At 57.7% G+C, this 25,284-nt stretch carries 21 protein-coding genes; 11 read left to right on the top strand and 10 right to left on the bottom strand.

Annotated elements, in window-relative coordinates; all coding sequences use genetic code 11:
- Positions 1-67: 67 nt before the first annotated feature.
- The 5 genes from MWH26_RS00900 to MWH26_RS00880 form a co-directional block, all read right to left on the bottom strand.
- Positions 68-5,260 carry a hypothetical protein gene (locus MWH26_RS00900; RefSeq protein ID WP_247975674.1) on the bottom strand — a complete coding sequence of 1,731 codons (5,193 nt, stop codon included), beginning with the start codon at positions 5,258-5,260 and terminating at the stop codon, positions 68-70.
- A 378-nt stretch (positions 5,261-5,638) separates the two neighbouring features.
- Positions 5,639-6,475: a 50S ribosomal protein L11 methyltransferase gene (gene prmA / locus MWH26_RS00895; protein ID WP_247975673.1), complete on the bottom strand. Its 837-nt coding sequence runs from the start codon at positions 6,473-6,475 to the stop codon at positions 5,639-5,641.
- Positions 6,476-6,566: 91 nt separating this feature from the next.
- On the bottom strand, positions 6,567-6,953 hold the full coding sequence (locus MWH26_RS00890; protein WP_244694683.1) for a 7(1) septoil knot domain-containing protein: 387 nt from the start codon (positions 6,951-6,953) through the stop codon (positions 6,567-6,569).
- 158 nt (positions 6,954-7,111) lie between these two features.
- On the bottom strand, positions 7,112-7,876 hold the full coding sequence (gene tpiA / locus MWH26_RS00885; protein ID WP_247975672.1) for a triose-phosphate isomerase: 765 nt from the start codon (positions 7,874-7,876) through the stop codon (positions 7,112-7,114).
- Positions 7,877-8,020: 144 nt separating this feature from the next.
- Positions 8,021-8,827, bottom strand: coding sequence for a TspO-related membrane protein (locus MWH26_RS00880; protein ID WP_247975671.1), 807 nt, complete (start codon positions 8,825-8,827; stop codon positions 8,021-8,023).
- Positions 8,828-9,017: 190 nt separating this feature from the next.
- On the opposite strand from MWH26_RS00880, the gene MWH26_RS00875 reads away from it, so the two are divergent.
- On the top strand, positions 9,018-9,251 hold the full coding sequence (locus MWH26_RS00875) for a hypothetical protein (RefSeq protein WP_247975670.1): 234 nt from the start codon (positions 9,018-9,020) through the stop codon (positions 9,249-9,251).
- An 80-nt stretch (positions 9,252-9,331) separates the two neighbouring features.
- Here MWH26_RS00875 and uvrA read toward each other — a convergent pair whose 3' ends face one another.
- Positions 9,332-12,166 (bottom strand): excinuclease ABC subunit UvrA, encoded by a 2,835-nt coding sequence (gene uvrA / locus MWH26_RS00870; protein WP_247975669.1) that lies wholly within the window; start codon positions 12,164-12,166, stop codon positions 9,332-9,334.
- 176 nt (positions 12,167-12,342) lie between these two features.
- Here uvrA and MWH26_RS00865 point away from each other — a divergent pair, with 176 nt between their 5' ends.
- Positions 12,343-13,260, top strand: a complete 918-nt coding sequence (locus MWH26_RS00865; RefSeq protein WP_247975668.1) for an ADP-ribosylglycohydrolase family protein — start codon at positions 12,343-12,345, stop codon at positions 13,258-13,260.
- A 17-nt stretch (positions 13,261-13,277) separates the two neighbouring features.
- On the opposite strand, the gene MWH26_RS00860 is transcribed toward MWH26_RS00865, so the two are convergent.
- Positions 13,278-13,973 (bottom strand): SGNH/GDSL hydrolase family protein, encoded by a 696-nt coding sequence (locus MWH26_RS00860; RefSeq protein ID WP_247975667.1) that lies wholly within the window; start codon positions 13,971-13,973, stop codon positions 13,278-13,280.
- Between the two features lie 359 nt (positions 13,974-14,332).
- Between MWH26_RS00860 and MWH26_RS00855 the strand changes: the two genes are divergently transcribed.
- From MWH26_RS00855 to MWH26_RS00845, 3 genes are all read left to right on the top strand, one after another.
- Positions 14,333-15,814, top strand: a complete 1,482-nt coding sequence (locus MWH26_RS00855) for an alpha/beta hydrolase family protein (RefSeq protein WP_247975666.1) — start codon at positions 14,333-14,335, stop codon at positions 15,812-15,814.
- A gap of 109 nt (positions 15,815-15,923) precedes the next feature.
- On the top strand, positions 15,924-16,526 hold the full coding sequence (locus MWH26_RS00850) for a hypothetical protein (protein ID WP_247975665.1): 603 nt from the start codon (positions 15,924-15,926) through the stop codon (positions 16,524-16,526).
- Between the two features lie 153 nt (positions 16,527-16,679).
- Positions 16,680-17,432, top strand: a complete 753-nt coding sequence (locus MWH26_RS00845; RefSeq protein ID WP_247975664.1) for a copper resistance protein NlpE — start codon at positions 16,680-16,682, stop codon at positions 17,430-17,432.
- A gap of 79 nt (positions 17,433-17,511) precedes the next feature.
- On the opposite strand, the gene MWH26_RS00840 is transcribed toward MWH26_RS00845, so the two are convergent.
- On the bottom strand, positions 17,512-18,813 hold the full coding sequence (locus MWH26_RS00840) for an MFS transporter (RefSeq protein WP_247975663.1): 1,302 nt from the start codon (positions 18,811-18,813) through the stop codon (positions 17,512-17,514).
- Between the two features lie 253 nt (positions 18,814-19,066).
- Here MWH26_RS00840 and MWH26_RS00835 point away from each other — a divergent pair, with 253 nt between their 5' ends.
- From MWH26_RS00835 to nth, 5 genes are all read left to right on the top strand, one after another.
- Positions 19,067-19,495 (top strand): hypothetical protein, encoded by a 429-nt coding sequence (locus MWH26_RS00835; RefSeq protein WP_247975662.1) that lies wholly within the window; start codon positions 19,067-19,069, stop codon positions 19,493-19,495.
- Between the two features lie 91 nt (positions 19,496-19,586).
- Positions 19,587-20,147, top strand: coding sequence for a DUF6799 domain-containing protein (locus MWH26_RS00830; RefSeq protein ID WP_247975661.1), 561 nt, complete (start codon positions 19,587-19,589; stop codon positions 20,145-20,147).
- A 317-nt stretch (positions 20,148-20,464) separates the two neighbouring features.
- On the top strand, positions 20,465-21,100 hold the full coding sequence (locus MWH26_RS00825; RefSeq protein WP_247975660.1) for an RNA polymerase sigma factor: 636 nt from the start codon (positions 20,465-20,467) through the stop codon (positions 21,098-21,100).
- Positions 21,039-21,269 carry an anti-sigma factor gene (locus MWH26_RS00820; protein ID WP_247975659.1) on the top strand — a complete coding sequence of 77 codons (231 nt, stop codon included), beginning with the start codon at positions 21,039-21,041 and terminating at the stop codon, positions 21,267-21,269. The genes MWH26_RS00825 and MWH26_RS00820 overlap by 62 nt, the downstream gene beginning before the upstream one ends.
- 108 nt (positions 21,270-21,377) lie before the next feature.
- Positions 21,378-22,097 (top strand): endonuclease III, encoded by a 720-nt coding sequence (gene nth / locus MWH26_RS00815; RefSeq protein WP_247975658.1) that lies wholly within the window; start codon positions 21,378-21,380, stop codon positions 22,095-22,097.
- Positions 22,098-22,141: 44 nt separating this feature from the next.
- On the opposite strand, the gene MWH26_RS00810 is transcribed toward nth, so the two are convergent.
- The gene (locus MWH26_RS00810) at positions 22,142-23,362 is read right to left on the bottom strand and encodes a glycosyltransferase family 4 protein (RefSeq protein WP_247975657.1); all 1,221 of its coding nucleotides are present in this window, start codon (positions 23,360-23,362) and stop codon (positions 22,142-22,144) included.
- Positions 23,363-23,364: 2 nt separating this feature from the next.
- Positions 23,365-24,375, bottom strand: coding sequence for a gliding motility lipoprotein GldB (gene gldB / locus MWH26_RS00805; protein ID WP_247975656.1), 1,011 nt, complete (start codon positions 24,373-24,375; stop codon positions 23,365-23,367).
- 108 nt (positions 24,376-24,483) lie between these two features.
- Here gldB and MWH26_RS00800 point away from each other — a divergent pair, with 108 nt between their 5' ends.
- Complete coding sequence (locus MWH26_RS00800) at positions 24,484-25,152, top strand: porin family protein (RefSeq protein WP_247975655.1); 669 nt, start codon at positions 24,484-24,486, stop codon at positions 25,150-25,152.
- Positions 25,153-25,284: the final 132 nt, after the last annotated feature.

Below are 25,284 nucleotides of genomic sequence, written 5' to 3'. Positions count from 1 at the left end.
CCAGATTCCTCCCTACGGTCGGAATGACAAAAAAGCCCCGGCAGAAAATCTGCCGGGGCTTTTCAGGTTACTCGTCGCCGAAGGGGTCGTTGGCGTCTTTCTTCTTTTTCTTCTTGGATTCCTTTTTCGGCTCCTCGGTGGGGGCGTCGGTGGGCGGAGCGGCTTCTACGGCCTCATCCTTTTTCTTCTTTTTCTTGCCCGTGTCTTCTACCGGAGCGGCGGGGGTGGAAGTAGGAGCGGCTTCTACAGGCTCGTCTTTCTTTTTCTTCTTTTTGGCGGGCTCTTCCTCGGCGGGCGGGGCGGCGTTGGGGTCAGCCTCCAGGGCTTCGTCTACCGCATCCTTTTTCTTCTTTTTCTTCTTACCACCATCCTCCATGAAGTCGAAGTTGCCGGTGCTCTGGGGCTGGGTCGTGTTGACTTTGCGCTTGCCGGTTTCCTTCAGGTAGTCCTTGCGGAAGTGGTTGAGGAATGTTTGCACCTCCATGTCGTCGCCGAGGAAGAAGCCGTACTCGGTGGCCGTGTTGTAGTCACCTTTCGCTTTCAGACCAATGATTTCATCGAAGGAGCCATGCTGGGCCTTGGCCAGCATCACGTTGTTAGAGTACTTGAGGTAGTACCAGGTCTGGGGCTCGGCTTCCAGGTACAGCTCCACGGCGTCGCCGGTGCTTTCCTTCTTGATTTCGATGTAGCCATCAATCAGGGCGTTGATGTCCTTCTTGCCTACACTCACCAGGCCAATTTTGCCCACCGAGTACCACGACTTGAATTTCTCGTTCCAACGCAAGTTCACCTGGCTCAGCACCACCGTGTGCAGGAATTTGGCCGATACCTTCTGCAACGGCACGTAGCCTCCCTTCCGGGTGCTGTAGTCCTGCACGGCCTTGTTACCGATGAACTCGCCCATTTTGTAGAGCTGGGCCGGCGAACCATCCAGCGCCTCCGGCGCGCCCTTGGCGTTGGTAGCCAAATCGGCAGCCATGGCTTCCACGGCCTTTTCCGGCAGGTTAATGTCGAAGGTCAGGAAGGTGTTCAGGTCGTAAATGGCGCTGTCGGGCTTGGCGTAACCTAGGCCGGCGGCCGTCAGGGTGTAGTCTTTGTTGGAGTTGATCAGGTTGAGCTTGCCCCGGAAGTCGAGCGCGCCCGTGGAGTCGGTTAGGGTCAGCACCGAGCCCTCGTACACGTCGGGGTCAGCGGGGTCGTGGCGGCTGATGCTGTACTGGCCTTTCTTCTGGTTGAAGCGCAGGTCACCATCTACTTCAAACAGGTTCATGTCCGTCACGCCGGGCTTGGTGGCCACAAACAAGGGGTAAATTTTGCCCGTGCCTTCCGACATAAACAGGCCCGACAGCATGGGCGTACCATCGTCCGACTTGGGTCCGTTCAGCTTGATACGGATGCCCTTGGGGTCAATGGTATCCTGCACGGCAAACCAGTCGGAGGCCGTCGTCGACTTCACGAAGTTAAGCTTGGCCTGGCCGTCGAAGGTGAAGCCTTTCTTCTGGGAGTTCATGGTAACACCACCCCGGTAGGCAATGCGCGGGGCTAAGTGAAACTTGTCGGTTGCCTGCAGGCTGGCCACGGCAATGGTGGGCGGCGAAGCCGGCTGGTCCTCCTCCGAAGGTCCGCGTTTCAGTAGCCCTTTCATGCCGCCCTTAGCTGCGCCGTTCTTGCCCAGTGAGGCCGTCATAGTCGCCATCGAATCGACGTGGAAGTTGGCAAACTTGATGGCGAAGGAATCGGCTGAGGCGTTCTTGTAGCTATACAGCGCGTTACCCGAGAAGGCCATGCGCGAAAGCACCCGGATTTCGCCCTTGTACAACTGGTGATACTTGCGCAGGGTATCCATTACAATGCCTGCGTTCTGGAAGGCGCGCATCTCGGCGTTGGGCAGGATGTACACCTTGCTAGAATCTGGCGTAATCCAGGCGTCGGCCGAGGAAATGCGGGGCACGCCGCCGGCTACCAGCCGGTAGCGGCTCAGGTCGTACTGACCGGTAGCAGCCTGGAACTTGAGGCCTTTCTGCTCGGGCTTGGTGCTGTAGAAGAAGGAGCGCGACGAATCAGCGCCGGGCGCTACCCGCAGCTGCACCAGCTTCTTTTTGAAATCCCACTTCCCCCCCGAAAGGGTGGTGCGGTACTGAGAGTACGGCAAGTCAATGCTCGACTTGTTGTCGCCTTCCTCGCGGGCAAATTCCGTGTTGCCGGCCTTCAGGTCGTAGGTGAAGTTTACGTTGTTGGCCGTGAGGGCGGGCTTGTTCACCTCCGCCGACTTGATGTTCAGCGTGGCCTTTTTACCCGTGTAGCGCGTAGGCTTGAAGGCAAAAGACGTAGACCGGATGAAGGACTGGGGCCCGTCCATGCGGCCGTCGCCGTAGAGGCCGCCGGGGGTATAGGTAAGCGTGCCTTTGAAGCCGTTATTAACATCATAGAGCTTGAAGGCTTCTCCCTGAGCTTGAGAGGTCAGGTACATTGAGTCCTGCTTCACGGCCCATTTCATCTGGTAGCCGGGCAAAAGGCTCACCTTGGCAAACTCCGTCCCGCTGAGCGGCCCCGGCAAAATAGTCCCGCTCTTGCCCACGGTCACCACTGAGTCGCGGTAGAACACAAACTGGTCGCTTTGGAAGTCGCCGGTGAGGTACTTCACATTCCCGACGCCCTGCAGGCCCTGGTTGTTCATGCGCACCTTGTTGTACAGGCGCCCCTTGCCCCCATACAGCGGAAATCCTTCCTTGGGCACGTTGTACACGAAGCCCAGGGAGCCATCTTCCTGCATACTCAGCTTGGTCTGGAAATCGGGCATGATGCCGCCCGACACAAACGTGCCTTTAAAGCCCACGGCTACCCGGTTCTTGTTGTTCAGGGAGTCGAGTTTAAAGGGCGGAATATCGAAGTACAAGGTTGTATCGTAAGCGCCGCCGAGTACCTCGGGCTTGTCGAAGTACACGTAGGCTCCGGTGCTGGCGTCGAAGGTGGGGTAGGCACCCAGCTTCTTGCGACCCGACTTGTTGTTGGGCGCGTTGATGTAGAGGCGGCCGGCCGAGTTCTTTTTCTTGTTGGTCAGGGTCCAGTCGACGTCCTTGCGGGCCTTCATGACGGAGCCTTTCGAGCCCTTGCCCTTCACAATGATGGAGTCAATCTTAACCAAGTCGATGTAGAACCCGTCGTAGTCAAACTTAAACTCCTTGCCCTTAAACACGAAGGCCGAGGCCACCACGGTACCGTTGAACAGCACGCCGCGGTTTTTCTGAATCCGGATGACGCTGGAGTCGGGCTTCACGAACACCGTCACGGAGTCGTCGGAGAAGTTGAAACGGTCCACGCCCCGCACAATCAGGTCGTTGGTGTTCAGGTCGAGGGTAGCGTTTTTGCCCGAGGGCGAGAGGCTCTTGATGGCAATGTGGTCGTAGTCTTTTTTGCCCCGCGAGGAGTTTACGTAGTGCATGGCCTTGGGCAGCAGCACTACTTGGTCAGTCTGGGGGTACCAGGCCACGTATCCATCACGGGCTAGGCCGGCCACGGCGGTGCGCACATTGTCGGGCTTCAGCTTGCGGAAAGTGGCTACGTCCTGAATCGTGAACAGCCTTTTGTTGCCGTTTTCCATGCTGTAGCCCACCACCATCTGGAGCGGGTGCAGCTTGTTGATGGCCTTGATCTGCTGGTAGCGGGTGTTGGTGTAGAACTCCTTGGACTCGAAGTTGGCCGTTACCTGGTTTTTAGCCGTCAGAATGGAAAAGTCGATGAAAGGAGTGCGCACGGGCCAGGTTAGCAGCTCGGCCGTTACTTCCATCTGGTGGTAGGAGTCGTAGTAGGGCGTGGTTTTGTAGAGGCCGCTTTCCCGGGCCAGCTGCAGCACTTGCTTGGGCTTGTTGTACTTCAGTTTCACGCCAGGGTGAGTCAGTGAGTCCTGCTTGTCCTGGAAAATGGTCACGGCCGCGTGCGAGGCCGTAATCACGGAGTCGCCCAACTCGTAGGCTCGCGAGGAAGCCCGGAACTTTGGTTTGCCATCTACGTCCACGATAATGCGCGACAGGGCCCCATCCAGCGAAGCCGACAGCGCCCGGCTACCCGACAGCGAAAAGCCGCCGAAGTAGCGAATGTTCTGCCCGATGTTTTTTACCCGCGCATCGTTGGTATTAGACACAAAGCGGGGGTAGCCCGTATCGGTAGTGGGCGTTTTGCGCTTCACGCTGCGGTAGGCCAGCCAGCCCTGCACGGGCTGCTCCAGCACGGCCGGGTAGGTGAGGGTAACGGGTTGGGCCGTAAACTCCGGCCGGGTAATATCGAAGTCGTACGTGGTCAGGTCGGCCGTTACGGGGTTGGCGTTTACTTGCCACGCATATTGCCCGCCGTAGCCCACAAACCGGTTGCGGGTAGGCACTACCGCGCCACTGGTTTTGCGAATCAGCACGGAGTCGCCGGAGGAGGCCAGAAACAGGTCGGCATCCTTGATGAGCAGCACTGGGCCGCGGGTAGAAGGCGCTACGTAGGAGCTGTAAGAAGGCGTTTGGTCGGTCCAGCCGCTGCCATCGGCAGATTTGGCGGCCGTGCCGCTATCCGTGTTCCAGGGGTCTTCGTCGCCCCAGCCGTTGTTTTTCTTTTTGGTATCCAGCTTCTTGGTGGAAACGGTAGCTGGGGCCGGCGTGGGCGCTACCGGGGGCGCGGGCGGCGCCATAGAGGGCATGTCGGCTTCGTTGTAAGCAAAGCTGAACGTGCCACCCACTACGCGCAACGTGCTGTAGCGCGAGCGGTACAGAGAACGGGTATCCAGGAATTGCGCGGCGCTGGCCATGAACTTCTCCGCATCGGTGGGCTGCTCCTTTTCCAGGGCTTTGCCCGCCACGCTCAGAAACTCAGTCATCTGCTGATCCGAAAAGTTCTGGACCAGCGCCCCGGCCGCAATGGCCGTGTAGAAGTGCTCAAAGTGGGGTTTGGGCCGAAACTTGCGGGCCAGCATGTACTGGCTCAAAGACACGATGTAGCGCTGCTGGGTAGCCGTGAGCTTGTTGCTAGCCCAAAGCTGCTGCATGCGCGCGCCAGCAGCTTTGGCCGTGGCGTTGTTGGTGGTTGCCATCATCGACTGCACGTCCACCATGAACTGCTCCGGCTCGGAGCTGAGCTTGCCCGTGAACTTGGGCAGGGCTGGCGCGGCTGCCGGAGTACCGGCCGGTTGTTTGGCGGGTTGCGGTTTCTGCTGCGCCCAGGCCGGAGCATGTATTCCCAACAGCAGCGCGCAAACCCATCCAACTAGAGTACGCTTCATATCAAATTCGTCAAAGCCTGATTAATCGCCTACAATTTCGACAAAACCCAGCACTTTTCGCGCCGGATTGCCCCGTCCCTCGCCACAATCATAGGGCACCTTTTTTTTATACCATTCTGATCATCAGCCTAGTTCCTGTCGTACCAGGCAGAGCTTGCCCTGGGGTCAAGGGGTAGGCAAAAAAACGACCAGGCCCAGACAAAATTGTTGCCTGGGCCTGGTCGTATAATTTCTCCTAACGGCGGCTGCCGGTACCCGTTAGCCCGTCAATTCGAGCGCCGCGAGTAATCCGGATTAAGCCGTTGAACGGTAACCCCAGATTTCTCGCGGCGCTCGGAATGACAGGGATTGGCTGTACAGTTGGGTTCTAGATGAAACCTACGCCGGCTGCCGGAATACGGCCGAAACCCAGTGATTTTGGGTGCGGTGGTTTTCGTACTGGAAGCCAGCTTTTTCGGCAGCGGCCTGAATCAGGGGTAGGTCATCTTCGTAGAAACCGGAGAACAGAATCGGGCCACCAGGTTTCAGGTACTGAGCGTAGGCACCCATGTCTTCCAGCAGCACATTGCGGTTGATGTTGGCCAGAATAATGTCGAAGGGCTCCTCCCCTTCCAGGGCCGTTACGTCGCCGAGGCGAGCTTCTACCTTATCCTGCACGTTGTTTTCGGCGGCGTTGTCGGCGGCGTTTTCCGCGGTCCAGGGCTCCACATCTACGGCCAGCACGTAGCGGGCCCCGAGTTGCACGGCCATTACGGCCAGAATGCCGGTACCGCAGCCCATATCTAGCACCCGCTTACCCTGGTGGTCAATGCCAAGCTGATTGGTAATCATAAGGGCCGTGGTATCGTGGTGGCCGGTGCCAAAGGACATGCGCGGCATAATCACGATTTCGTGCTCCAGCTCAGGCCGGGCCTCGTGGAAGGGTGCCCGCACCGATACTTTATCGGCAATGACTAGGGGCTGAAAGTTCTTTTCCCACTCGGCATTCCAGTTCTGGCGGGTAATTATGCGGTGCGAAAATTCCAGCTCGCCCAGGCCTTCGTACCGGCTCATTACCTCGGCTACGGCATCGGCCGAGAACTGGTCTTCGTCGATGTAGGCACAAAAGCCTTCGTCATTGTCTTCGAAGGTGCTGTAACCTACCTCGGCCAATTCAGCCACCAGAATATCCGACAGCTCGCGCGGAGCTTGTACGCGTACTTCAACGTAATCCATCTTCAACAACTATCAGGAGTCAAGCAAAACAAAACCGTCCCGCGCACCAAAGGCACGGGACGGCAAAGGTCGCAGGAAAAACCGGGCGGCCCTACTGCTTCCGGCAGCCGGCAAAGGCCCGGGCTTTGGTATAGTGAAACGAGAAGTCGGCTAGGTTGCGGTTATCCGTCACGAAGAGCACGTAGTCGGCGAAGTCGCGCGAATCGGTCAGGTACCATAAGCCCACCTTGTCGGCGAAGAGTTTGTTGGTTTCCTGGTATACCAGCACATCCGCAAAGGCCTCTTCCGGCTCCTGGTACACCACCCCGAAGCACTGGCTTCGGCGGCGCGGGTCCGTTTCCAGGTACACCGAGCCGTAGAGGCGGCACGGGTCGACGGAGGCAGCTACCGCGGCCGCCAGTGGGGTAGGCAGCTCGGCTGGGGCGGGCCGGAACGGGTTCAGGGCCAGCAGGCCGGAAAGGAGAAAAGTAGGAAGCATGAAAGAGCTGAAGCAGCCTAAAAAACGTTTGTCATCCGGAAGCGGTAGCCAGAGGACCTTGTCACGTCAGCACGTCAATTTTCGTTCCAGCGTGACAAAGCTCTCCGACTACCGCCTCCGGATGACAGATACCTGGCGGCTACGGATTGGTACAGTCCTTAAAACGACTTGATAATCTCGGTGAAGTCGCGCGACTTGAGGGAGGCGCCGCCAATAAGGCCGCCGTCTACGTCGGGCTGGCTGAACAGCTCGCGGGCGTTCTGGGCGTTGGCCGAGCCGCCGTACAGAATGGTGGTGTTGTCGGCTGCCTGAGCGTCGTAGGCGCGGGCAATTTGCTCCCGGATGAAGGCGTGCACTTCCTGAGCCTGGGCACTGGTAGCGGTTTTGCCGGTGCCAATGGCCCAGATGGGCTCGTAGGCCACCACTACCTGGTCGAACTCCTCATTGGAGAGGTGAAATAGGCCGTCCTGCAGCTGCTTGCGGAGGTAGTCAAAAGTCTCGTCGGCCTCGCGGGTTTCCAAGGATTCGCCTACGCAGAAAATAGGCTTCAGGCCGGCGGCCAGGGCAGCTTTCAGCTTTTGGCTCAGCAGCTCGTCGTCCTCGCGGAAGTACTGCCGCCGCTCCGAGTGGCCCAGAATTACGTATTCGGCACCCACGGATTGTAGCATCTGAGCCGATACTTCGCCGGTGAAGGCGCCGCTTTCTTTCTGGTGGCAGTTCTGGGCGCCGAGGTGGAAGCGGCCGCCGGCGGGTAGCTGCTTGCCAATAACCGACAGAAACGGAAAGGGCGGGCACACGACTACCTCTACCTGGGAGCCGGTTACTTCGTCCTGCACCATGTTGACGATTTCGGAAATTAGCGCCTGGCCATCCTGGAGGGTGGTGTTCATTTTCCAGTTGCCGGCCACAATATTCTTACGCATAGCGGAAAGGGTTGAGGGTAGGAGTTGGCTTGCAAGTTATGATAATGAAGAGTTAGGAGTGAAGAACGAGGCATGAGGACGCAAGGCAAGAGGACACTTGACTCTCTATTCCTCACTCTTTATTCCTTCTTCTCATTTCCTGCCCTATCCCTTGCGCCTACCCCACCAGGCCAGCCCAAGCCCACCAAGCGCTACCAAACCCGCCGCGGCCAGCGCCATCCAGGCCAGCACGAGCGTATCGGCCTCGGCGCGTCGGGCCGCCCAAATGCCCAGCAGGCCCCAGGCAACTGCCGCCGGGTAGGCCAGCTCCCGAAACTGCTTGGTCACGTTCAGGGCCAGTCCGGCCGTGATGCCGACTACTACAATGGCTAGTTCAATGCTTTGCTCCGCGCCCGGCCGCCATTGCGTGCCCAGGACCAGCGTCAGGTTTACTACCGTCGCCACCGAAATCCAACCCAGATACAGGCCAAAAGGGACGCTGGTGAACCAGGGTGCTTCTCCCCGCTGCACAAAGTGACGGGCCCGCCCATAGACTACCGCCAAGCTGGCCAGAATGCCCAGCATCACAACCACGCTTGGGACCAACAGCTCGTAGGCAAAGACCACCAGCCAAGTGGCTGTAAGTACGTTGGCCAGCACCAGCGGGCGGGCCACGGCGTCGGGCAAGGGATTGTGCCGCTGACGAGGCAGCAGCTGCCACCCGGCGTAGCAGGCCAAGCCCAGAAAAATGGCGCCCCAGATGCTAAACGCGTAGCCGGCCGGCGTGAGCAGCGTGGGGTATTTGTAGGATACCTGCGCGTTGGTTTGCCCATTGAAGGGGTAGCGTTGCGAAACGTAATTTATCCCCAGGTTGCCCGCAATGGCCGCCGCTACCGCCCAGCGCCAGGCGCGGCTTTCTGTGGGAGCCATGAGAGTATCGAAGGCGGCTTGGGAAGTGGTAGAAATCGGCATAGGTAGTAGTAAGGCAGCGAGAGAATAAGCCGCAAGTACGTACGCAATCAGGGAAATTGAGGTGCTGTTGCTTCCCCTTTACGCTTCGTTGACCTCGCTTGCTGGTAGCCATCAAATATTCCCTAACATTGCTACCACAGGCTGCCTGTTCAGTTGAGTTATCATCCTATTTCACCTTCATTTTTCTTGTATGCGTAAACACATTCTCTCTGCTTTGGCTCTCACGTTTCTCGCTGGTTCGGTAGCAATAGCCCAAACCGCGCCGGCGGCAAAAGCTGCTCGTACTACCACCGCTACCACCAAAAAGACTACTGCCGCCCGCCCAACGCAAGGCGCCGCTGCTGCTAGCCCGAAAGCCGCTCCTAAAGCCGAGGCCAGCACGCCAGCAAAGCCCAGCAAGCCGGCCGCCGCCCAGGATTACTAGGCTCCAGCTACTACCACCAAAAAAGCCCCGGTACCTGCAGGTACCGGGGCTTTTTTGGTGGTAGTAGCTGAGGCAAGCGCCTACAGCTTTTCGGCTAGGAAGCGGGCCGTGTGGTTGGTGTCCTTGAGCTTCACCATTTCCTCGGGTGTGCCTTCGAACAGCAGGTGGCCACCGTTGAGGCCCCCCTCAGGGCCGAGGTCAATCACCCAATCAGCGCACTTGATGATGTCCATGTTGTGCTCGATGATAAGTACCGAATTGCCTTGCTCCACCAGCGCATTCAGAGCCGTCATCAGCTTGTTGATGTCGTGGAAGTGCAGGCCGGTGCTGGGCTCGTCGAAGATGAACAGGATTTTGTCGTTCTGCAGGGTGTTGCCCTTGGTCAGGAAGGAGGCCAGCTTCACGCGCTGGGCCTCGCCGCCGGAAAGCGTGTTGGCCGACTGTCCCAGGCGGATGTAGCCCAGTCCTACGTCGTCAAGGGGCTTGAGACGCTCTACTATTTTGGGCTGGTCCTTGAAGAACGTGATGCTGTCCTCAATGGTCATTTCCAACACCTCGTTGATGCTCTTGTCCTGGAATTTCACGTCCAGAATATCCTGCTTGAACTTGCGGCCCTCGCAGGCTTCGCAAGTCAGATAGATATCGGCCATGAATTGCATTTCAATCTTCACCTGGCCTTCGCCCTGGCACACCTCACACCGGCCCCCGTCAATATTGAAGGAGAAGTGCGAAGGTTTAAAACCGCGGGCTTTGGCTAGCTGCTGATCGGCAAACAGGCTCCGGATGGCGTCGTAGGCCTTCACGTAAGTTACCGGGTTGGAGCGGCTGCTCTTGCCGATGGGGTTCTGGTCCACGAATTCCACGTGGGTTACCTGCCCGTTTACGCCCGTGAGGCGGTCAAATTTGCCGGTTGCCTCGCCAGCACCGCCCCCCAGCTGCTTGAGCAGGGCCGGCGCTAGAATCCGCCGAATCAAGGTAGACTTGCCCGAGCCCGAGACGCCCGTTACCACCGTCATCACGTTCAATGGGAACTTCACCGATACGTTCTTAAGGTTGTTCTCGCGGGCGCCGGTCAGCTCCAGGGCGTTGCGCCAGGGTCGACGGTCTTTCGGCACCGCTACCTCCAGGCGGCCGCTCAGGTATTGGCCAGTGTAAGTGTCAGAAGCCAGCACCTCGGCATAAGTGCCCTGGAATTGGAGAATGCCGCCGCCGCTACCCGCCTCGGGGCCGATGTCGATGATCTGGTCGGCCTGCTCCATCATCTTATCCTCGTGCTCCACCACAATGACGGTGTTGCCAAGCTGCTGTAAGGAGCGCAACACGCCAATGAGCTGCTCGGCATCTTTGGGGTGCAGGCCAATGCTAGGCTCATCCAGAATGTACATGGAACCCACTAGCGCTGAACCCAAGGACGTAGCCAGAGAAATCCGCTGGCTTTCTCCGCCCGAAAGCGTGCTGCTCAGGCGGTTCAGGGTGAGGTAGCCCAGGCCTACGCGGTTCAGGTACTCCAGGCGGTTGGTGACTTCCGTCACGAGGCGCTCGGCTACTTTAGCTTCGTGCTCCGGCAAGTCGAGGTTCTGAAAAAACTCCAGGGCCCGGCTGACGGGTAGCAGCACCAAATCGGTAATGCTTTGGTCCTGGATTTTGACGTACTGGGCGTCCTTGCGCAGGCGGGTGCCGCGGCAGTCGGGGCAAGTGGTGCGGCCCCGGTAGCGGCTTTGCAGCACGCGGTACTGAATCTTGTGGGTCTGGGTAGCCACCCACTTAAAGTAGGCGTCAAGGCCCTCAAAGTACTTGTTGCCCTTCCAGAGCAGTTGGCGTTCGGCCTCGCTCAGCTCGTTGTAGGGCCGGTGAATGGGGAAGTCGAAGCGGATACCGTTTTTCAGCAGGGGCTTCAGCCACTCGCTTTGTTTGTCGGTGCGCCAGGGAGCAATGGCGCCCTCGTACACGGTCATGCTCTTGTCAGGGATGACCAAGTCCTCGTCAATGCCCAGCACCGAGCCGAAGCCCTCGCAGGTCTGGCAGGCGCCGTAGGGATTGTTGAAGGAAAAGAAGTTGACGCTGGGCTCCTCGAACACCAGGTCGTCCAGCTCAAACCGGTCGGAGAAGGTGCGGGTTTCCTCGTCGAGCTTGGCCACGCAGGTGCCATGCCCTTCGAAGAAAGCCGTTTGCACGGAGTCCGACAGGCGAAACATCAGGTCTTCGTCGCCGGGCTGAATCACGGCCCGGTCAATCATGATGTACACGTCGCCCTGCACTTCGGGCTGACCTTCGGCAATCAATTCTTCAATGAAAGCCGTTTCGCCATTCACTACCACGCGGCTGTAGCCTTTCTGCAAAAGCAAATCCAGCTCCTTGCTCATGGGTCGGCCGTCCTCACTAGGTAGCAACGGCGAGAGCAGCATTACGCGGGTACCTTCGGGCAGGCGGAAGAGGTAGTCCACCACGTCGGCCACGTTGTCCTTGCGCACCTGCTCCCCACTCACGGGCGAGTAAGTGCGGCCCACGCGCGCAAACAGCAGCTTGAGGTAATCGTAAATTTCGGTGCTGGTGCCCACGGTGGAGCGGTTGTTCTTGATGCTGACCTTCTGCTCAATGGCAATGGCCGGCGAAATGCCCCGGATGTAGTCCACGTCGGGCTTGTCCATGCGGCCCAGAAACTGCCGGGCGTAGGAGCTGAGGCTTTCCACGTACATACGCTGCCCCTCGGCATACAACGTATCAAACGCCAAGCTCGACTTGCCCGAGCCCGACAAGCCCGTAACTACGATAAACTTATTGCGCGGCAGTGCTACGCTCAGGTTTTTGAGGTTATGAACCCGGGCGTTTTTTATCAGAATAAACTCGCGCGGATCGAGCTGGTCAATGGGGTCGGCCGCGGGGGCGGCTACTTGCAAAGCGGAATTGTCGGCCATAGGTCGTTCAACAGCCCGGGGCTAGGGTTTGGTTTCCGGCCGGGGTAGTTTGGGCAGGCGAAGGTACGGCGGGGGCGGCCTAGGTTGGTAGTAGGAGGTTTCTTTGTAATCTCACCTTATTACTTTGTTCTGGCTACGAGTATCTGACTACCTTTTAGCTACTTCTCCTTTAAACCATGACTCATGTTTATTCTAGCCTGCACGATAGCTTCGTCGCGTGCATCTTGGGTGGCGCTATTGGAGATGCCTGGGGCAGCAGCTTTGAAAACGAGGTGACGCCACCTGCTGCTACCTTTTACCTAGGCGGCAAGCCGGCGGTATCCCGGCGTTGGACTATTACCGATGACACGCAACTCACGCTGGCAACTTGCGAAGTACTAGCTAATGGTCCTTTTGATCCGGAATTACTTGCAGAGCAGTTTCGGGTGTATTATCGGCAAGCAAAATTGGTTGGTCTGGGAGCCAGCACTCTAAAGGCTGTGCGCGAGATGGAGGCAGGAATCCACTGGACCCAAACCGGCCGGCGCGGGCAATATGCTGCCGGCAATGGGGCAGCCATGCGCGTGGCACCCTTTGCATTTTATTCCGCCACTACCCGGCAACACCTGTACGATGCCTGCCGCATCACCCACCAAAATGAGGAAGCTTATGTGGGCTCGTTAGCCGTGTACTTAGCCATTAAAGCTGCTACTGCGCGTACCTGGAATGGTCGCAACAACCTCATCAGCCTCATTCTTCCCGAACTGCCCGACACGAATCTGAAAGACCGGCTTCTGACAATAAATGAGTATCCGCGCACTGCTACTATTGCCGACGTAGCCCACTTAGGAAACAATGGCTACGTCGTAAACTCGGTGCCCTTTGCTATCTTTTGTGCCACCAAAATTCTCGACCTTGGATTAGCTGGCTTGTTGCAACAACTTATTGCTACCGGCGGCGACACGGATACGAACGCCTCCATTGCAGGTCAGCTCGCAGGAGCTTTGGTTGGATTGGCGGGAATACCAACAGAATTGCTTTTGAAGCTAGAGCGGTTGCCGGAATACCAATGGATTAAAAGCATCATCAACCAAACGCTTCCCTCACTTGAGTAGAGCGACAAGGTTACCTGCTACCTCTTCCCCAACCCTTTCCCTACTACCCCCTTCCACAGCTCATACCCTGCGGGCGTCATGTGCAGGCTGTCCGCCACGAACAGTTCCGGGCGGGGCCGGCCATTGGGCCCTAGCATGGGGGTAGCCACATCCACGAAGCGTAGGCGTTTGGGGTGGGCGGCAATGTATTCCCGAATGAGGCGGTTGGCTTCCTGCACTTTCGGGTAGAGCGCCCAACGGGAGGGGCTGGGCTTAATGGCCAGAAACACCAGCGGCACTTTGGGCAGCTTCTGCTGCATCAGCTTCTCAAAGGCTAAAAATGACTGAAATACTTCTTGCGCGGTAGCCCCAGACCCAATGTCGTTGTCGCCCTCGTAGAGTACAACCTGCCGCGGCTGGTAGGCGACAACCAGCTTGTCGAAAAAGTACAGGGCATCGGGGAAGCGGGAGCCGCCAAAGCCACGGTTGAGCACGGGCTGGCCTGGGAAGTCTTGCCGCAAGGTTTCCCACTTCCGGATGGATGAGCTGCCGTAAAACAAAATAGGCCGCCTGGGCGGGGGCGCAAGACTATCCTGGCGGGCGAAGGCGCGCAGCTCGGCGGCCCATTGAGCCGGGTTGATGGCCGGAGTCTGGGCCCGGCTATGGTGGGCAGCAACGGCGAAAAGCAGTAGGAGCGCCCCGGCTCTCACCCAGCGCATAAGTAAGTAAGGCATCAGCTCAGCATGAAGAAGTACATGAGGTAGGGCAAGGTAACCCGGAACCAGTAAAGCGCCTGCAAGCGCAGCACACACCATAGCAATAATACTGCGCTACCTCCCGGACCGGGTAGCACCAACCCACTTTTTGGCTCCTGAACTAGCAGGTTCAGGCCGGAATCAATATAGAGGGCATCAGATGTTCACAACCTGAACAATAGACGGGAGGTGCTAAAAAATTTTAGCCCTTCTCACTACCTCTAATCGGGTTCTGCGGTTGCGGGCGTAACTCTGGCTGGTATGTATGCGTCAAGTTTGATATTTTCATACCTAGTATGCGCGCTTAGCGGTAAAATACCCCTGTTGACTTTCATTTTATGAAGAAAACCCTACCCGCACTTTTCCTGCTTTGGCTCCTGTATTGGCTACCGCTGACCTTGTTAGCGGCCGGCGACCCGCCTACCCTGAACGGCCAGTGGAAGGGCCCGTTGAAGGTACCGGGCGGTCAGCTGACGCTGATTATCACCCTGGTTCCGTTGTCTAATGGTGCCTACTACGCGGCGCTGGATGCTCCTCAGCAGCGCATCAGCCGCATGCCCGCCGAGGTAACCCTGAAAGGCGCTGACATTACCGTTAGTATTGAGCAGGCTGGTAGCAAGTTTGTGGGCAAAGTGAAGGACGGGGGCACCACATTCCAGGGCACCTGGTCCCAGCCCGGCCTCACGGCTCCGCTCACGCTTACGCGCCTCAAGCCCGCAACTCAGCCCGTGGCCGCCAGCAAGCCCCGCCTAACCCCGCCCTACCGCGAGGAAGACGTTAAGTTTCTGAATACCAAAGCCGACCTGGCCTTAGCTGGCACCCTCACTATTCCGGCCGGTCCTGGTCCTTTCCCGGCCGTGGTGCTGCTCTCCGACAATGGCCCCCAGAACCGCGACGTGGAGCAGCAAGATTACCGCATGTTCGGGTCACTGGCCGACCACCTCACCCGCCGCGGTATTGCCGTGCTGCGCTTCGACGACCGGGGCGTGGGCAAATCTCAGGGCAACCACTTCACTACCACCACCGTGGATCTGGTATCGGATGCCCAGGCCGCCATGGTATACTTGCGGGCCAAACCCCTCATCGACCAGCGCTACATTGGTCTGATTGGTCACGGAGAGGGAGCTAACGTGGCACTTTTGGCTGCCGCGGAGCAGCAGCCCGCTACCCCGGCCTTCGTGGTAGCCTTGTCGGGCTACGGGATTCCGGGCCGCGACGTGATATTGCGGCAACAGGTGGAGATTATGCGCTTGATCGGCTCAAACCCGGCCCAGGTGAAAGCCGCGCTGGAGTTGCACAAAGAGATGGTAGAAATCATCCGACAGACGCCCAACGATAACCAGGCCCGTGGCAAAGTGGCCGCTACCCTGCGCTTCAACAACACCGACATGGACCCCCACATGGCCCGGGCTCGCGCCGTGCAGCTCACCTCGCCCTGGTCGCGCTACTTCCTCGATTTTGACCCGACCCGCAGCTTAGCCGAGGTGAAGTGCCCGGTACTGCTGCTGGGCGGCTCCAACGATTTGCAGGTAGACCCCAGTCAAAACATGGGCCCGCTAAAACAAGGACTGAAGAATGCTAAAGTGAAATCGGCAAAGCTGGCGGGTGTCAACCACTGGTTTCAGCCCGAAATGAAGGACTGGCCCTTAGTCAACGGGGAGCAAGCACCAACCTTCTCGCCGAAAACCCTGACAACGGTTCGGGAATGGATATTCGAAAATACGGAGCGGCCCCAGCCCCTACCCACCTCGGACACCAAAACGGCTACGACCCCCAAACCCACTAAACGCGCCCCGAAATCGGCCCAGGCCAGCCGCTAACGTAGCGAGCTGCTCAGGCAAAGAAAAAGCGCCGCAGCTGAGCTGCGGCGCTTTTTCTTTGCCTGCCATTCACGGAACCTCCGCCCTGGTTTCGGACTTATAGTCAACCATGCTAGCGCTGCGCACCGACTTACACGACATCCTCACCTTTGGCATGCTGAGCCGCCACACGCTTGACATTCTGCGCCACAAGCACGGAGTAAGTGAGGGCGAGTTGTTTTCGGCGCTGATGCAGGTGCTGCGCGAGCAACGAGCCGCATCGGCCGCGCCCTACCCCACCCCGGATCAGCTGGTATGCCGAGCCGACGAGCACGTTTGCCGCCACTGCGGGGAAATTCTGCCGAAGAAAGATGCCATGAAGCACCTCTGGCAAGCTCATGACCTAGTAGTGCGCCTCCGGCCCGAAGACCACTACACCACCGATGTGCGCTTAGCTGCTCTCTACCGCGAAGCCCAAGCTGCTGGAACTGACCCTGAGCCGCTGGTAGCGGCCTGGGCCACGGCGGAGCAATTTCAGGAGCAGTTTACGCCTGCACCTGGGGCCGGCCTGCGCCGCTACTTGGTGCGCCGCCGGGGCTATACCATGCTGTTAGTAGGAGCACCCTCACTCAATAGTGCTTATCATCGGCAGGACCTGAACCGCGACAATCAGCGACGCGGCTTTGTGCGCTGCCTGCAAGGCACCTTTCTGTTGGTTCCGATGCGGGCCTAGTACTGGCGTAGGCAAATAGCTTACCATGTGCATAAACCCTGTGTTATCCACATACTTATCCACAATTTGCAGAATTATCAGAGCGAAACCGGCTATTTGGTATCTATTGGAAACGAGGCTGCGTAGGAAATTTTCTCCCTACATGTTCTGCTTATGACTTTCTCGCACTCACTTTTAGTTGCTGCCAGCGGCTTGTGCCTGCTGGCTTCCTGCCAGGGCCGGGAGCAACCTTTTGGTACTGGCTCTGAAAACGCAGCCGCTGACAAGGATGCCGGTGCCGCTACCCTCCCCCTGGCCGGCATCTACGCTGATACCATGCCTTGCAACGACTGCCAGGGCATCGCCACTCGCCTTACCCTCCGGCCCGACAGCTTGTACGAGTTGCAAGAAGCCTACCTCGGGCGCACCTCGCCGGTTAATTACCGCCGGGGCCCGTGGCGGGTCCGGGGGCAAGTGGTTACCCTGGAGCCCAGTGGCAACGACCCCGTACGCCGCTACTCCGTGGAAGCGGACCAGTCGTTGCGCTTGCTGGATGCCACGGGTAAGCCCATGCAGGCAACCGGCCAGGACTACACCCTGAACCGTACGGCTAACAGCGACCTGAGCGCCGCTGGCACCCGCCGGGAGTTCACCGGTAAGTTTACCTACCAATCTGATGCTGCCAGCCTAATCGAATGCGGTTCCGATAAGCGGTACACAGTAGCGCCAGCTGGGCTTACCGCTGATCTGCAACGCCGCTATACCACTACCCGAAAAAAAGACGGCCAAGCCGTTTTCGTGCGGGTGCTGGCTACAGTACAAGGCCCACAATCGGGGGCTGAGGAGGCCTTGTTAGTAGAGAAAATCCTGGAAATGAAGCCGGATCCTATCTGCCCCCAAGAGCAGAAGCAGGCCTTCCAGAAGTAACCTACCTTATTCATGCCCACAAAAAGGCCCGCTCGAACGTAGTTCAGGCGGGCCTTTTTGTGGGCATACTTTTTGGCGCCTATGCTTTCTGGGGCTGGGGCGTCAGGTCCAACTTGCGCAGTTTGTTGGCTTTCAAGGTCGTAATTGCCACAACCACCAACGTCATAGCGCCCCCAAATACCACGGAGTTTACCACTCCCAGTAGTTTGGCCGCGGCCCCGGACTCAAACGAGCCAATTTCGTTGGACGAGCCAATAAAGATGTTGTTCACGGCCGATACGCGGCCTTTCATGTGCTCCGGCGTAAAGGTGTGCAGCAACGTAGACCGCACAATTACTGACACGGAATCGAAGACGCCGGTTAGGAACAGCAGCCCCAAGGAAAGCCAAAAGTTGGTGGATAGGGCAAAACCGATGGTGGCTAGGCCAAAGCCGGCCACGGCCCACAGCAGCTTGCGCCCGGCCCACTTCCGAATGGGAAAGTACGTAAGGCTCATGGCCATCAGTACCGAGCCAACGGCCGGCGCAGCCCGCAGATACCCCAGCCCTTCGGCCCCAACTTTTAGAATATCATCGGCGAAGATGGGCAACAGGGCCACGGCTCCGCCAAACAGCACCGCAAACAAATCCAAGGACAAGGCGGCTAGCACCAACTGGTTCCCAAAGATGAATTGTACCCCACTCAGTAGACTTTCCTTCAGGCTGAGCTTCTCGCCCTCCCGTGCCGGCAGGGGCCGGCCCGCAATGCTGATAAAAATACTAAGTGCCACCGCCATTAGCACGGCATCCACGGCGTAGGCCGTAGAAATACCAGCGTCGGTTTGGTGCCGGCCGGCCAAGCCCACAATTAGGCCCCCAATAGCCGGTCCGATTACGGAAGACGCCTGCCAGGTAGTACTGTTCCAGGTAATGGCGTTGGACAGCACCTGCCGGTCGGGGAGCAACTGGGGCATAAATGAAAACAAAGCCGGACCCAAAAAGCCCCGGGCAATGCCGCTCACGAAAATAACCGCGTACAGGGGTAGCGTATAAAAAGCGTCTTTCTGCAACAACGTCAGCCCCGCTGGCCGCGACAGTAGCCACAACGAGACCGAACAGAGCAGCAATACCGCCACCGCTGACACGATAATGTTTTTGCGGCGTACTGAATCGGCCACATGGCCGGCGTACAAGGACACCACAATGCTAGGAATGGCCTCGGCTAACCCAATCAGGCCCAGAGCCAGCGGGTCGTTCGTGAGCTTGAACATCTGCCAGCTCACCACTACCCCTTGAATCTGGGTGGCCATTACCATGGCCGCGCGGGCCGAAATCAGCCGCCGAAAATCAGGAATGCGCAGGGCGGCGTAAGGATCATGGCGAGGGGTAGCAGAAGTGGACATAGAACGGAAAGGCGAAAACCAGCGAGTGAGCAAAGGTAGCTCCCCTGGCCGGTGTGGGCAGGAGCAACACGGTACTTTTACAGGTCCCCCGTGCCGAGCTCTTGCCTTACGCAAGCCGTTTTACCTGCGTTATCGTATAAAACAACCTTCGCCGGCTTGCATTACGGGCGCCATAGGTTTCTGGCAAAGCGGCTCCAATACCAATTTTGTGGTTGCCGCGCGCCGCCTGCTGTTCCATCTACCTGTTCTCCGTATGCCTCCATCCCAGCCCCCTACCACCCTCGATTTTGTGGAGTTTCGCCGCCCGGATGAGCTAGGAGTGCTTATCATTCGCTGGACGCGGCCGGTTTCGGCCGCTGAGCTGCAGCAAAGTTACGAGGCGGCCCTGACCGTAGCACGGCCGGCGGCGGTTAGGTATTGGCTGGCCGACTCGCGGGGCCGAGGGCCGGCCAGTGAGGACGACACGCATTGGGTATTAACCCAGTTTATTCCGCGCGTAGCTACCTCTTTGCGCGGCCGAATTTATTTGGCGTTCCTTGTTTCAGCCGCGCAGCTTAGCCCTGAGGAGCAGCAAACTGGCTCGCCCATGGTCCTCAGCGACCTTGCCCACGTTCGGCTCTTTGCCACGGAAGAGGCTGCTCTCCATTGGCTGCATAGCCGCCAGCACCTACACAGCGCCTAGCCTGCAGCGTTGGGGTTAGCCGCAAGTCGGGGCTACCCCGTATGCTAGCGTATTTCTCGCTCTTTCCCGACTTTATATGCTCACTCCCGCTATGCTACTTCGCTCTCTCGTGCTGGCTGCCCTGTTGTCAGGGGGCAGTGCTTTTTCTGCTGTTGCTCAAACTACTAAATCGGCGGCTACGGCGGCCACACTCAAAGACGGGGCCTTTGCCCGGAATGGCAAGATGTACCGCCTGCAGGCGGGGAAAGTCACGCCTCTAACTAGCCCCTTACGCGTTGGTAATGGCCTAACGCTGCAACCCGATGGCACCCTGCTCGGCAAAAACGGTTCCCGGCGCCGCCTAACCGATGGTAAAGCCGTGAACATGCAGGGTGACGTGGTGCTTTACCGCGACGACATGATGACGGCCGCGGCCATTGAGCGCCACGATGAGCTGACCACCGGCTCGAAACCTACCGTAGTAGAAATTCCTGCTACCGCCAACGTAACGGCCCTAATCCCGGAGTTGCAACGCACCGGCCAGCGCCTAGAGCAGCTTCGGCAGCTTACTGATTTGCTGGCGGAGCGAGCTACGGGCGCCGCAACAGGCACCAAAGCCACGGCCGCTTCTGAGCAGCAGATTCAACAGCTCAGTCAGCAGCTTCAACCGTAGTGCACGGTTTTTGCTTTTAGCTGTACAAGGGTAAACCGAAGTTTCTACACCCCAAGAAGCTTCGGTTTATTTATTTCATTGTCAATAAGTTATATATTTAAATACACTATTTAATCTAGAATTGTATATACTGAATATTTTGGTTTCAGATGCTGCGAAAAAAATTTTGGCTTTTGCGGGGCCAAGGCATTGTGTTTGGGCCGGCGGTTCTCTACATTTGGATTCACTGAGTTTTTCTTTACTCACTTCTTCTCCTTTTCACCGGCAACTGCACTCTATGGCCTAAAGCTCTACGTCCCCTAATTTTCGTAGTCTTTATGGAAACCATGCAGCCGAGCGACTCCGCTCTTATTTCGCTTTATATTGCCGGCCAGGAAGAAGCCTTCACTCAATTGCTTGAGCGGCACAAAGCCCGCGTATTTACTACTATTATGCTGATCGTGCGCGACGAAGACGTTGCCGAAGATCTGCTGCAGGATACCTTTATCAAGGCCATTCACACCATGAAGGGTGGCCGCTATAATGAGGAAGGAAAATTCTCGTCCTGGATTTGCCGCATTGCCCATAATTTGGCCATTGACTGCTTCCGTCGGGAAAAACGCAGCCCTTTGTTGAACCTTGATACAACAAGTCATGCGTTCAACTCGTTGTCGTTGGCAGAAGAGGGTGCTGAGGCTGCGCTTACCCGGGAAGAAACCCACGCGCGGCTTCGGGAGCTGATTCAGGAGCTGCCCGCGGCGCAGAAAGAAGTCCTGATCATGCGCCACTACGGTGACATGAGCTTTCAGGAAATTGCCGATGCAACGGGGGTCAGCATTAACACAGCGCTGGGGCGTATGCGTTACGCGCTGATTAACCTGCGGAAAAAAATGGCCGCACAACCCGTTTTCTATGATCAAAACGTTTACCCACGAGAAGCTGCTCCGGTACGTGTACAACGAATTGCCGGCTAATGAACAGCAGGAAGTAGAACAAGCTCTGGTACACGACCCCGAGCTGGCCGCTGCCTGCGCCGATCTACTGTTGGCCCAACGTGCCCTCGACGGAGCCCGGTGTACGCCTAAGCAGAGCACTACTAGTTCTATTCTGCAATACTCCCGTACTTTTTTGAAGGCCGGGTAGCATCTTCTTAGGGGAAAATTCTTGTCCTTACCCGCCTATGTTTCTAGAAACATAGGTGGGTAAGGACTTTTTTTGCGTGTATTTTGCGCGGTATTCATTTGTTGCAGCATGCGTAAGCCTGAGCGGTACCGCCTTTTTTTAGAGTATTTCACCACCAATTTTCCGGAGCCGAAAACGGAGCTGGTGTACTCGAACCCCTACGAGCTGATTGTGGCTGTGGTACTAAGCGCCCAGTGCACCGACAAGCGAGTAAACCAGATTATGCCGGCCCTGCTCCAGCAGTTTCCTACTCCTGAGCAGCTAGGCGCCGCTTCTGCCGAGGACATCTTCCCTTTCATTCGTAGCGTTTCCTACCCCAACAACAAGGCCAAGCACTTGGCGGGCCTCGGCCGCTTGCTTGTAGAAGAGTTTGGGGGTGAAGTGCCAAGCACCATTGAAGAATTGCAGCGCCTGCCTGGCGTGGGCCGCAAAACGGCCAATGTAGTAGTCTCGGTTATCTATAACCAGCCGGCTATGGCCGTCGATACGCACGTGTTTCGGGTATCTCACCGGCTAGGCTTGGTGTCCCGCACGGCTACTACGCCCCTAGCGGTGGAAAAAGAGTTAGTGCGCTACATCCCCGAAGACTTTGTGCATAAAGCCCACCATTGGCTTATTCTGCACGGCCGCTACATTTGCGTGGCGCGGCAGCCCAAGTGCGGCATTTGCCCCTTGAGAAGTTGGTGTAAGTATTACGCAGAGGTTGTGTCAAAGCAGGAACCCATCTTGCAAAAAAAGCCTCAAAAAGGCCCTAAAACCCCAACTTCACCGGGTACTAGTACAACATAGTATATAAGTAGTTATAGGCAGCACATAAGCACGCAGCTGTCTTATCAACAGGCTTGTTCAAGAATGCGCTGAATGGTCTGGCCTATCCGTTGGCGGTCAAAATGAGTAGCGGCAACCTGTTGTCCTGCCGCCCCTGCAGTCCGCAGCTGGGCGGGGTTACGCAGTATTTCGGCCAGCCGCTCCGTGAGTTTTTCCGCGTTGCCGGCGGGCGTGAACCAACCGCATTTGTGCTGCTCCACTAAGCTCTTGGTCCACCCTTCATTCGTGACTATAACTGGAGTTCCAACGGCTAGACTGTCGTAGAACTTGGCAGGTGAATTAGCATCGAGCACTGGCAGCCCGAGAAATGAAACGACCGATACATCTGCCAGCCGAAACCAGGTAAATACCGCGTGACGGGGCTGGGCCGGCACCAGCCGAATGGCGGAGCAACGGCCAGCCGCCGCTCGTAGCAAAGGCTCATGGTAGCCGTGGCCCATGAATAACCAGACGACATTCGGACACACAAGCGCCAGACGTTCGGCGGCCGCAACCAGCGTAGGAATATCATTGGCGCGCCCGAACGTGCCAGCGTACAAAATTACCTGCCGTCCTTCCAGCCCCTGCTCCTGCCGCAAGGCCGCTACTGCCGCATCGGTGGCCGTGGCTGCTAAGTCTAGGTCGGTTCCATTCAGAACCGTGTGCACCTTGCTGGGGTCGAAAGCCCAACGAGAGGTAGCGCCAGTCCCAACCTGTTGCACATAGCTTGTCATGTCGGGCGAGAGGGTCATAATGGCCCGCGCTTGCTGGTAGAGCCTGCCTTCTAGCTTGTACAGCTCCCGCCGGGCCAACTCGCTGGGCACCGCGCCCATGGCAATGGGAAAGGAAGGCCACAAATCCTGCACCTCAAACACCCACGGTACCCGACGCAAACGGGCCACTTGCGCAGCGGCCCAAGCCGCCGTAAGCGGGGTGCTAATACCCCAAATAACGTCGGGCTTGTTTATACGCAACCCTTCCCGCAGGGCGTAGGCAGCGTACTGCCCAAAGGAAAGCACGCGGCGGGCGGGGCCCATATTGTTCTGGTAAGGCACCGCCGCGGCCCGCATTTCTACTCCTTCCGGTAGCCACGGAAAACGCTCCGTCAGGCGCTGGGGCTCCCAGGTACGGGTGGTAATAAGCGTTACGCGGTGCTGCTGGGCTATTTGAGTCAGCAGCGAGTAGTGCCGGCTGGTGGCTGGGCAGTCGGGGTTGGTGTGGTACTGGCTGAAGACGGCAATGTGCATGGCTAGCTGATCCGGCCCCGGTTCTGCTTGGGGCGGTAGCGCGACTCGTTCAGAATGCGCTGGGCGTTTTTCTCGGCCATCAGCTGCTGCAGGGTAACGTTGGGGTGGTCGGCCATGTATTTGCGCACAATCTGCCAGCCAATCCAGGCCCCTACCCTGCCGGGACAGGTCTTGTCAATTTCCGGAATATTGGGCCGCTCCCCGATGTACTTCTGAATGGTGAAGGGCGCCGTGTTGTAGAGCAGGTTTTTGTCGATGAAGTGAGCCCAGATCTTTCCTTCGTTGAAACTCACTCCGGCCATTTCCTTGTCGGTGTAGCCCATAATCAGGGAGTCGGGGGTGCAGGGCAGCACTTTTTCAGCGAAGTACAAGGACTTGCCAAACTGCACCATCTCGGCCAGCATGGTTTGGTTGGTGAGCTGCTTCTGGTTGTACTTGCTGCTGATGGCCAGCGCCGCAGTGGGTAGCACGTGCTCCGGGGTGTAGCGCCGCTGAATGTAGCCCGGCACGTTGGGGCGGTAGGCAGCTTTTGGCCCCACAAAGAAATCGGTGCTAATCACCAGCAGACTGTCGTTGACAAACAAGTCCTGGCTCAGGCCGCTCACAAAGGTTTTCACGGGCGGCACCCGGAAGCTAGGGAAGTAATAGCGGATGTGCTGAAACATGGGCTGCAACTGCTGTTGCAACTGTTCTGCGCGGAAGGTAGTATCGGCCTGGGTGCCTAACTTTTGCAAACCGGCATTGGTAGCCAAGCGGGCCAGGGTAGTGCTGAGCACACTAGTTGGGTACTGCCCGCTCTGCAAGAACTGCCGGGCAAACAAGCCGTGCTCTTGTATGAAACGCTCGGCGTCCGCCGGATTCTTGATCTGGAAAAAGGGCTTCTCCAGGCGTTCCAGGGCCACCGGGGCCGAAACCTTTGCTACCTCCGGGTTCAGCTCACAATTTTCTTGACCTTTACTACAGGCAGTTAGGCCCAATCCGGCGGCCATTAGGAGTGCCAACAAGGTCCGCATACGGGCAGGAATGTGCATCACGCTTCTATCTTTAAGGCGAAATTAGCCAAAACGAAACGGCTCACCGCCGCGGCTTCGTGTTTCCCTCACTGTAATTCCGCAGTTGCCATGAAAAAAGCCCTGCTCGCCCTCTTAATTAGCGGTGCCACCATCGGCGCGGCCTCCGCTCAGGTTGAAATCGGCCTGAAAGTTTCTCCTTCCATCACGCACCTCCGCGCTAACTCGCTCGAGAATGGCCTGCAAAACGAAAAGGCCAAACTCAGCCTGGGTGGCGGCCTTATTGTTGATTATTTCTTCGGCGAAAACTACGCCTTTAGCACTGGCCTGGAGCTAACTGGCAAGGGGGGCACTATTAGCTACTTCGACCTCCAGCTTAATGCGCGGCAGCAGCAGAAAATTGGCCTGCAGTACTTGCAGGTACCCGTTACGGTGAAGCTGTTCACCAACGACATTGCCACCGATACCAAGCTGTATTTCCAACTTGGCGGTACCCTGGGTGGCGTTATTGCCGGCCGGATTGGAGGCGAGAAGTACTACACCGACCCCGCTACTACCGAGAAGAGCAAGGCCTCTAAACACGTTATCATTCCGGACGCAGGATTACGGGCCGGGCTGGGCGTTGAGCGGCAGTTAGGAAAGAACACAAAGGTATTGGCAGGCCTAAGCTACCACCGCGGGCTGCTCAACATTGATAACTACTTTGAGGACAGCCGGGGCTTCAAGGAAGTAGAGCTGAAGAACTCTGAATTCGCTCTAGACCTAGGTATTAAGTTTTAACCCAGCTCCTGAGCACATAAAAGGCCCGCGTACAAGAGTGTACGCGGGCCTTTTATGTGCTCAGGAGCTGGGTCTAAGCGTCATCATTCCACCACCTTTAGCTGGAGGGGCTCAGTTTCCAGGTCAGGAACC

The sequence above is a fragment of the Hymenobacter sublimis genome (assembly GCF_023101345.1).
Taxonomy (GTDB): domain Bacteria; phylum Bacteroidota; class Bacteroidia; order Cytophagales; family Hymenobacteraceae; genus Hymenobacter; species Hymenobacter sublimis.
Note: the sequence above shows the minus strand (reverse complement) of the source record. Positions and strands in the feature narration are given on the sequence as shown.

What these genes read in the sequence shown, in the direction of transcription:
- MWH26_RS00820 (WP_247975659.1), top strand. Translation starts at nt 21,039, where the DNA reads ATGATCAAAACGTTTACCCACGAGAAGCTGCTCCGGTACGTGTACAAC.
- MWH26_RS00890 (WP_244694683.1), bottom strand. Translation starts at nt 6,953, where the DNA reads ATGCTTCCTACTTTTCTCCTTTCCGGCCTGCTGGCCCTGAACCCGTTC.
- MWH26_RS00810 (WP_247975657.1), bottom strand. Translation starts at nt 23,362, where the DNA reads ATGCACATTGCCGTCTTCAGCCAGTACCACACCAACCCCGACTGCCCA.
- tpiA (WP_247975672.1), bottom strand. Translation starts at nt 7,876, where the DNA reads ATGCGTAAGAATATTGTGGCCGGCAACTGGAAAATGAACACCACCCTC.
- MWH26_RS00845 (WP_247975664.1), top strand. Translation starts at nt 16,680, where the DNA reads ATGACTTTCTCGCACTCACTTTTAGTTGCTGCCAGCGGCTTGTGCCTG.
- MWH26_RS00800 (WP_247975655.1), top strand. Translation starts at nt 24,484, where the DNA reads ATGAAAAAAGCCCTGCTCGCCCTCTTAATTAGCGGTGCCACCATCGGC.
- MWH26_RS00900 (WP_247975674.1), bottom strand. Translation starts at nt 5,260, where the DNA reads ATGAAGCGTACTCTAGTTGGATGGGTTTGCGCGCTGCTGTTGGGAATA.
- gldB (WP_247975656.1), bottom strand. Translation starts at nt 24,375, where the DNA reads ATGCGGACCTTGTTGGCACTCCTAATGGCCGCCGGATTGGGCCTAACT.
- MWH26_RS00825 (WP_247975660.1), top strand. Translation starts at nt 20,465, where the DNA reads ATGGAAACCATGCAGCCGAGCGACTCCGCTCTTATTTCGCTTTATATT.
- MWH26_RS00875 (WP_247975670.1), top strand. Translation starts at nt 9,018, where the DNA reads ATGCGTAAACACATTCTCTCTGCTTTGGCTCTCACGTTTCTCGCTGGT.
- prmA (WP_247975673.1), bottom strand. Translation starts at nt 6,475, where the DNA reads ATGGATTACGTTGAAGTACGCGTACAAGCTCCGCGCGAGCTGTCGGAT.
- MWH26_RS00835 (WP_247975662.1), top strand. Translation starts at nt 19,067, where the DNA reads ATGCCTCCATCCCAGCCCCCTACCACCCTCGATTTTGTGGAGTTTCGC.
- uvrA (WP_247975669.1), bottom strand. Translation starts at nt 12,166, where the DNA reads ATGGCCGACAATTCCGCTTTGCAAGTAGCCGCCCCCGCGGCCGACCCC.
- MWH26_RS00865 (WP_247975668.1), top strand. Translation starts at nt 12,343, where the DNA reads ATGACTCATGTTTATTCTAGCCTGCACGATAGCTTCGTCGCGTGCATC.
- MWH26_RS00860 (WP_247975667.1), bottom strand. Translation starts at nt 13,973, where the DNA reads ATGCCTTACTTACTTATGCGCTGGGTGAGAGCCGGGGCGCTCCTACTG.
- MWH26_RS00855 (WP_247975666.1), top strand. Translation starts at nt 14,333, where the DNA reads ATGAAGAAAACCCTACCCGCACTTTTCCTGCTTTGGCTCCTGTATTGG.
- nth (WP_247975658.1), top strand. Translation starts at nt 21,378, where the DNA reads ATGCGTAAGCCTGAGCGGTACCGCCTTTTTTTAGAGTATTTCACCACC.
- MWH26_RS00830 (WP_247975661.1), top strand. Translation starts at nt 19,587, where the DNA reads ATGCTACTTCGCTCTCTCGTGCTGGCTGCCCTGTTGTCAGGGGGCAGT.
- MWH26_RS00880 (WP_247975671.1), bottom strand. Translation starts at nt 8,827, where the DNA reads ATGCCGATTTCTACCACTTCCCAAGCCGCCTTCGATACTCTCATGGCT.
- MWH26_RS00840 (WP_247975663.1), bottom strand. Translation starts at nt 18,813, where the DNA reads ATGTCCACTTCTGCTACCCCTCGCCATGATCCTTACGCCGCCCTGCGC.
- MWH26_RS00850 (WP_247975665.1), top strand. Translation starts at nt 15,924, where the DNA reads ATGCTAGCGCTGCGCACCGACTTACACGACATCCTCACCTTTGGCATG.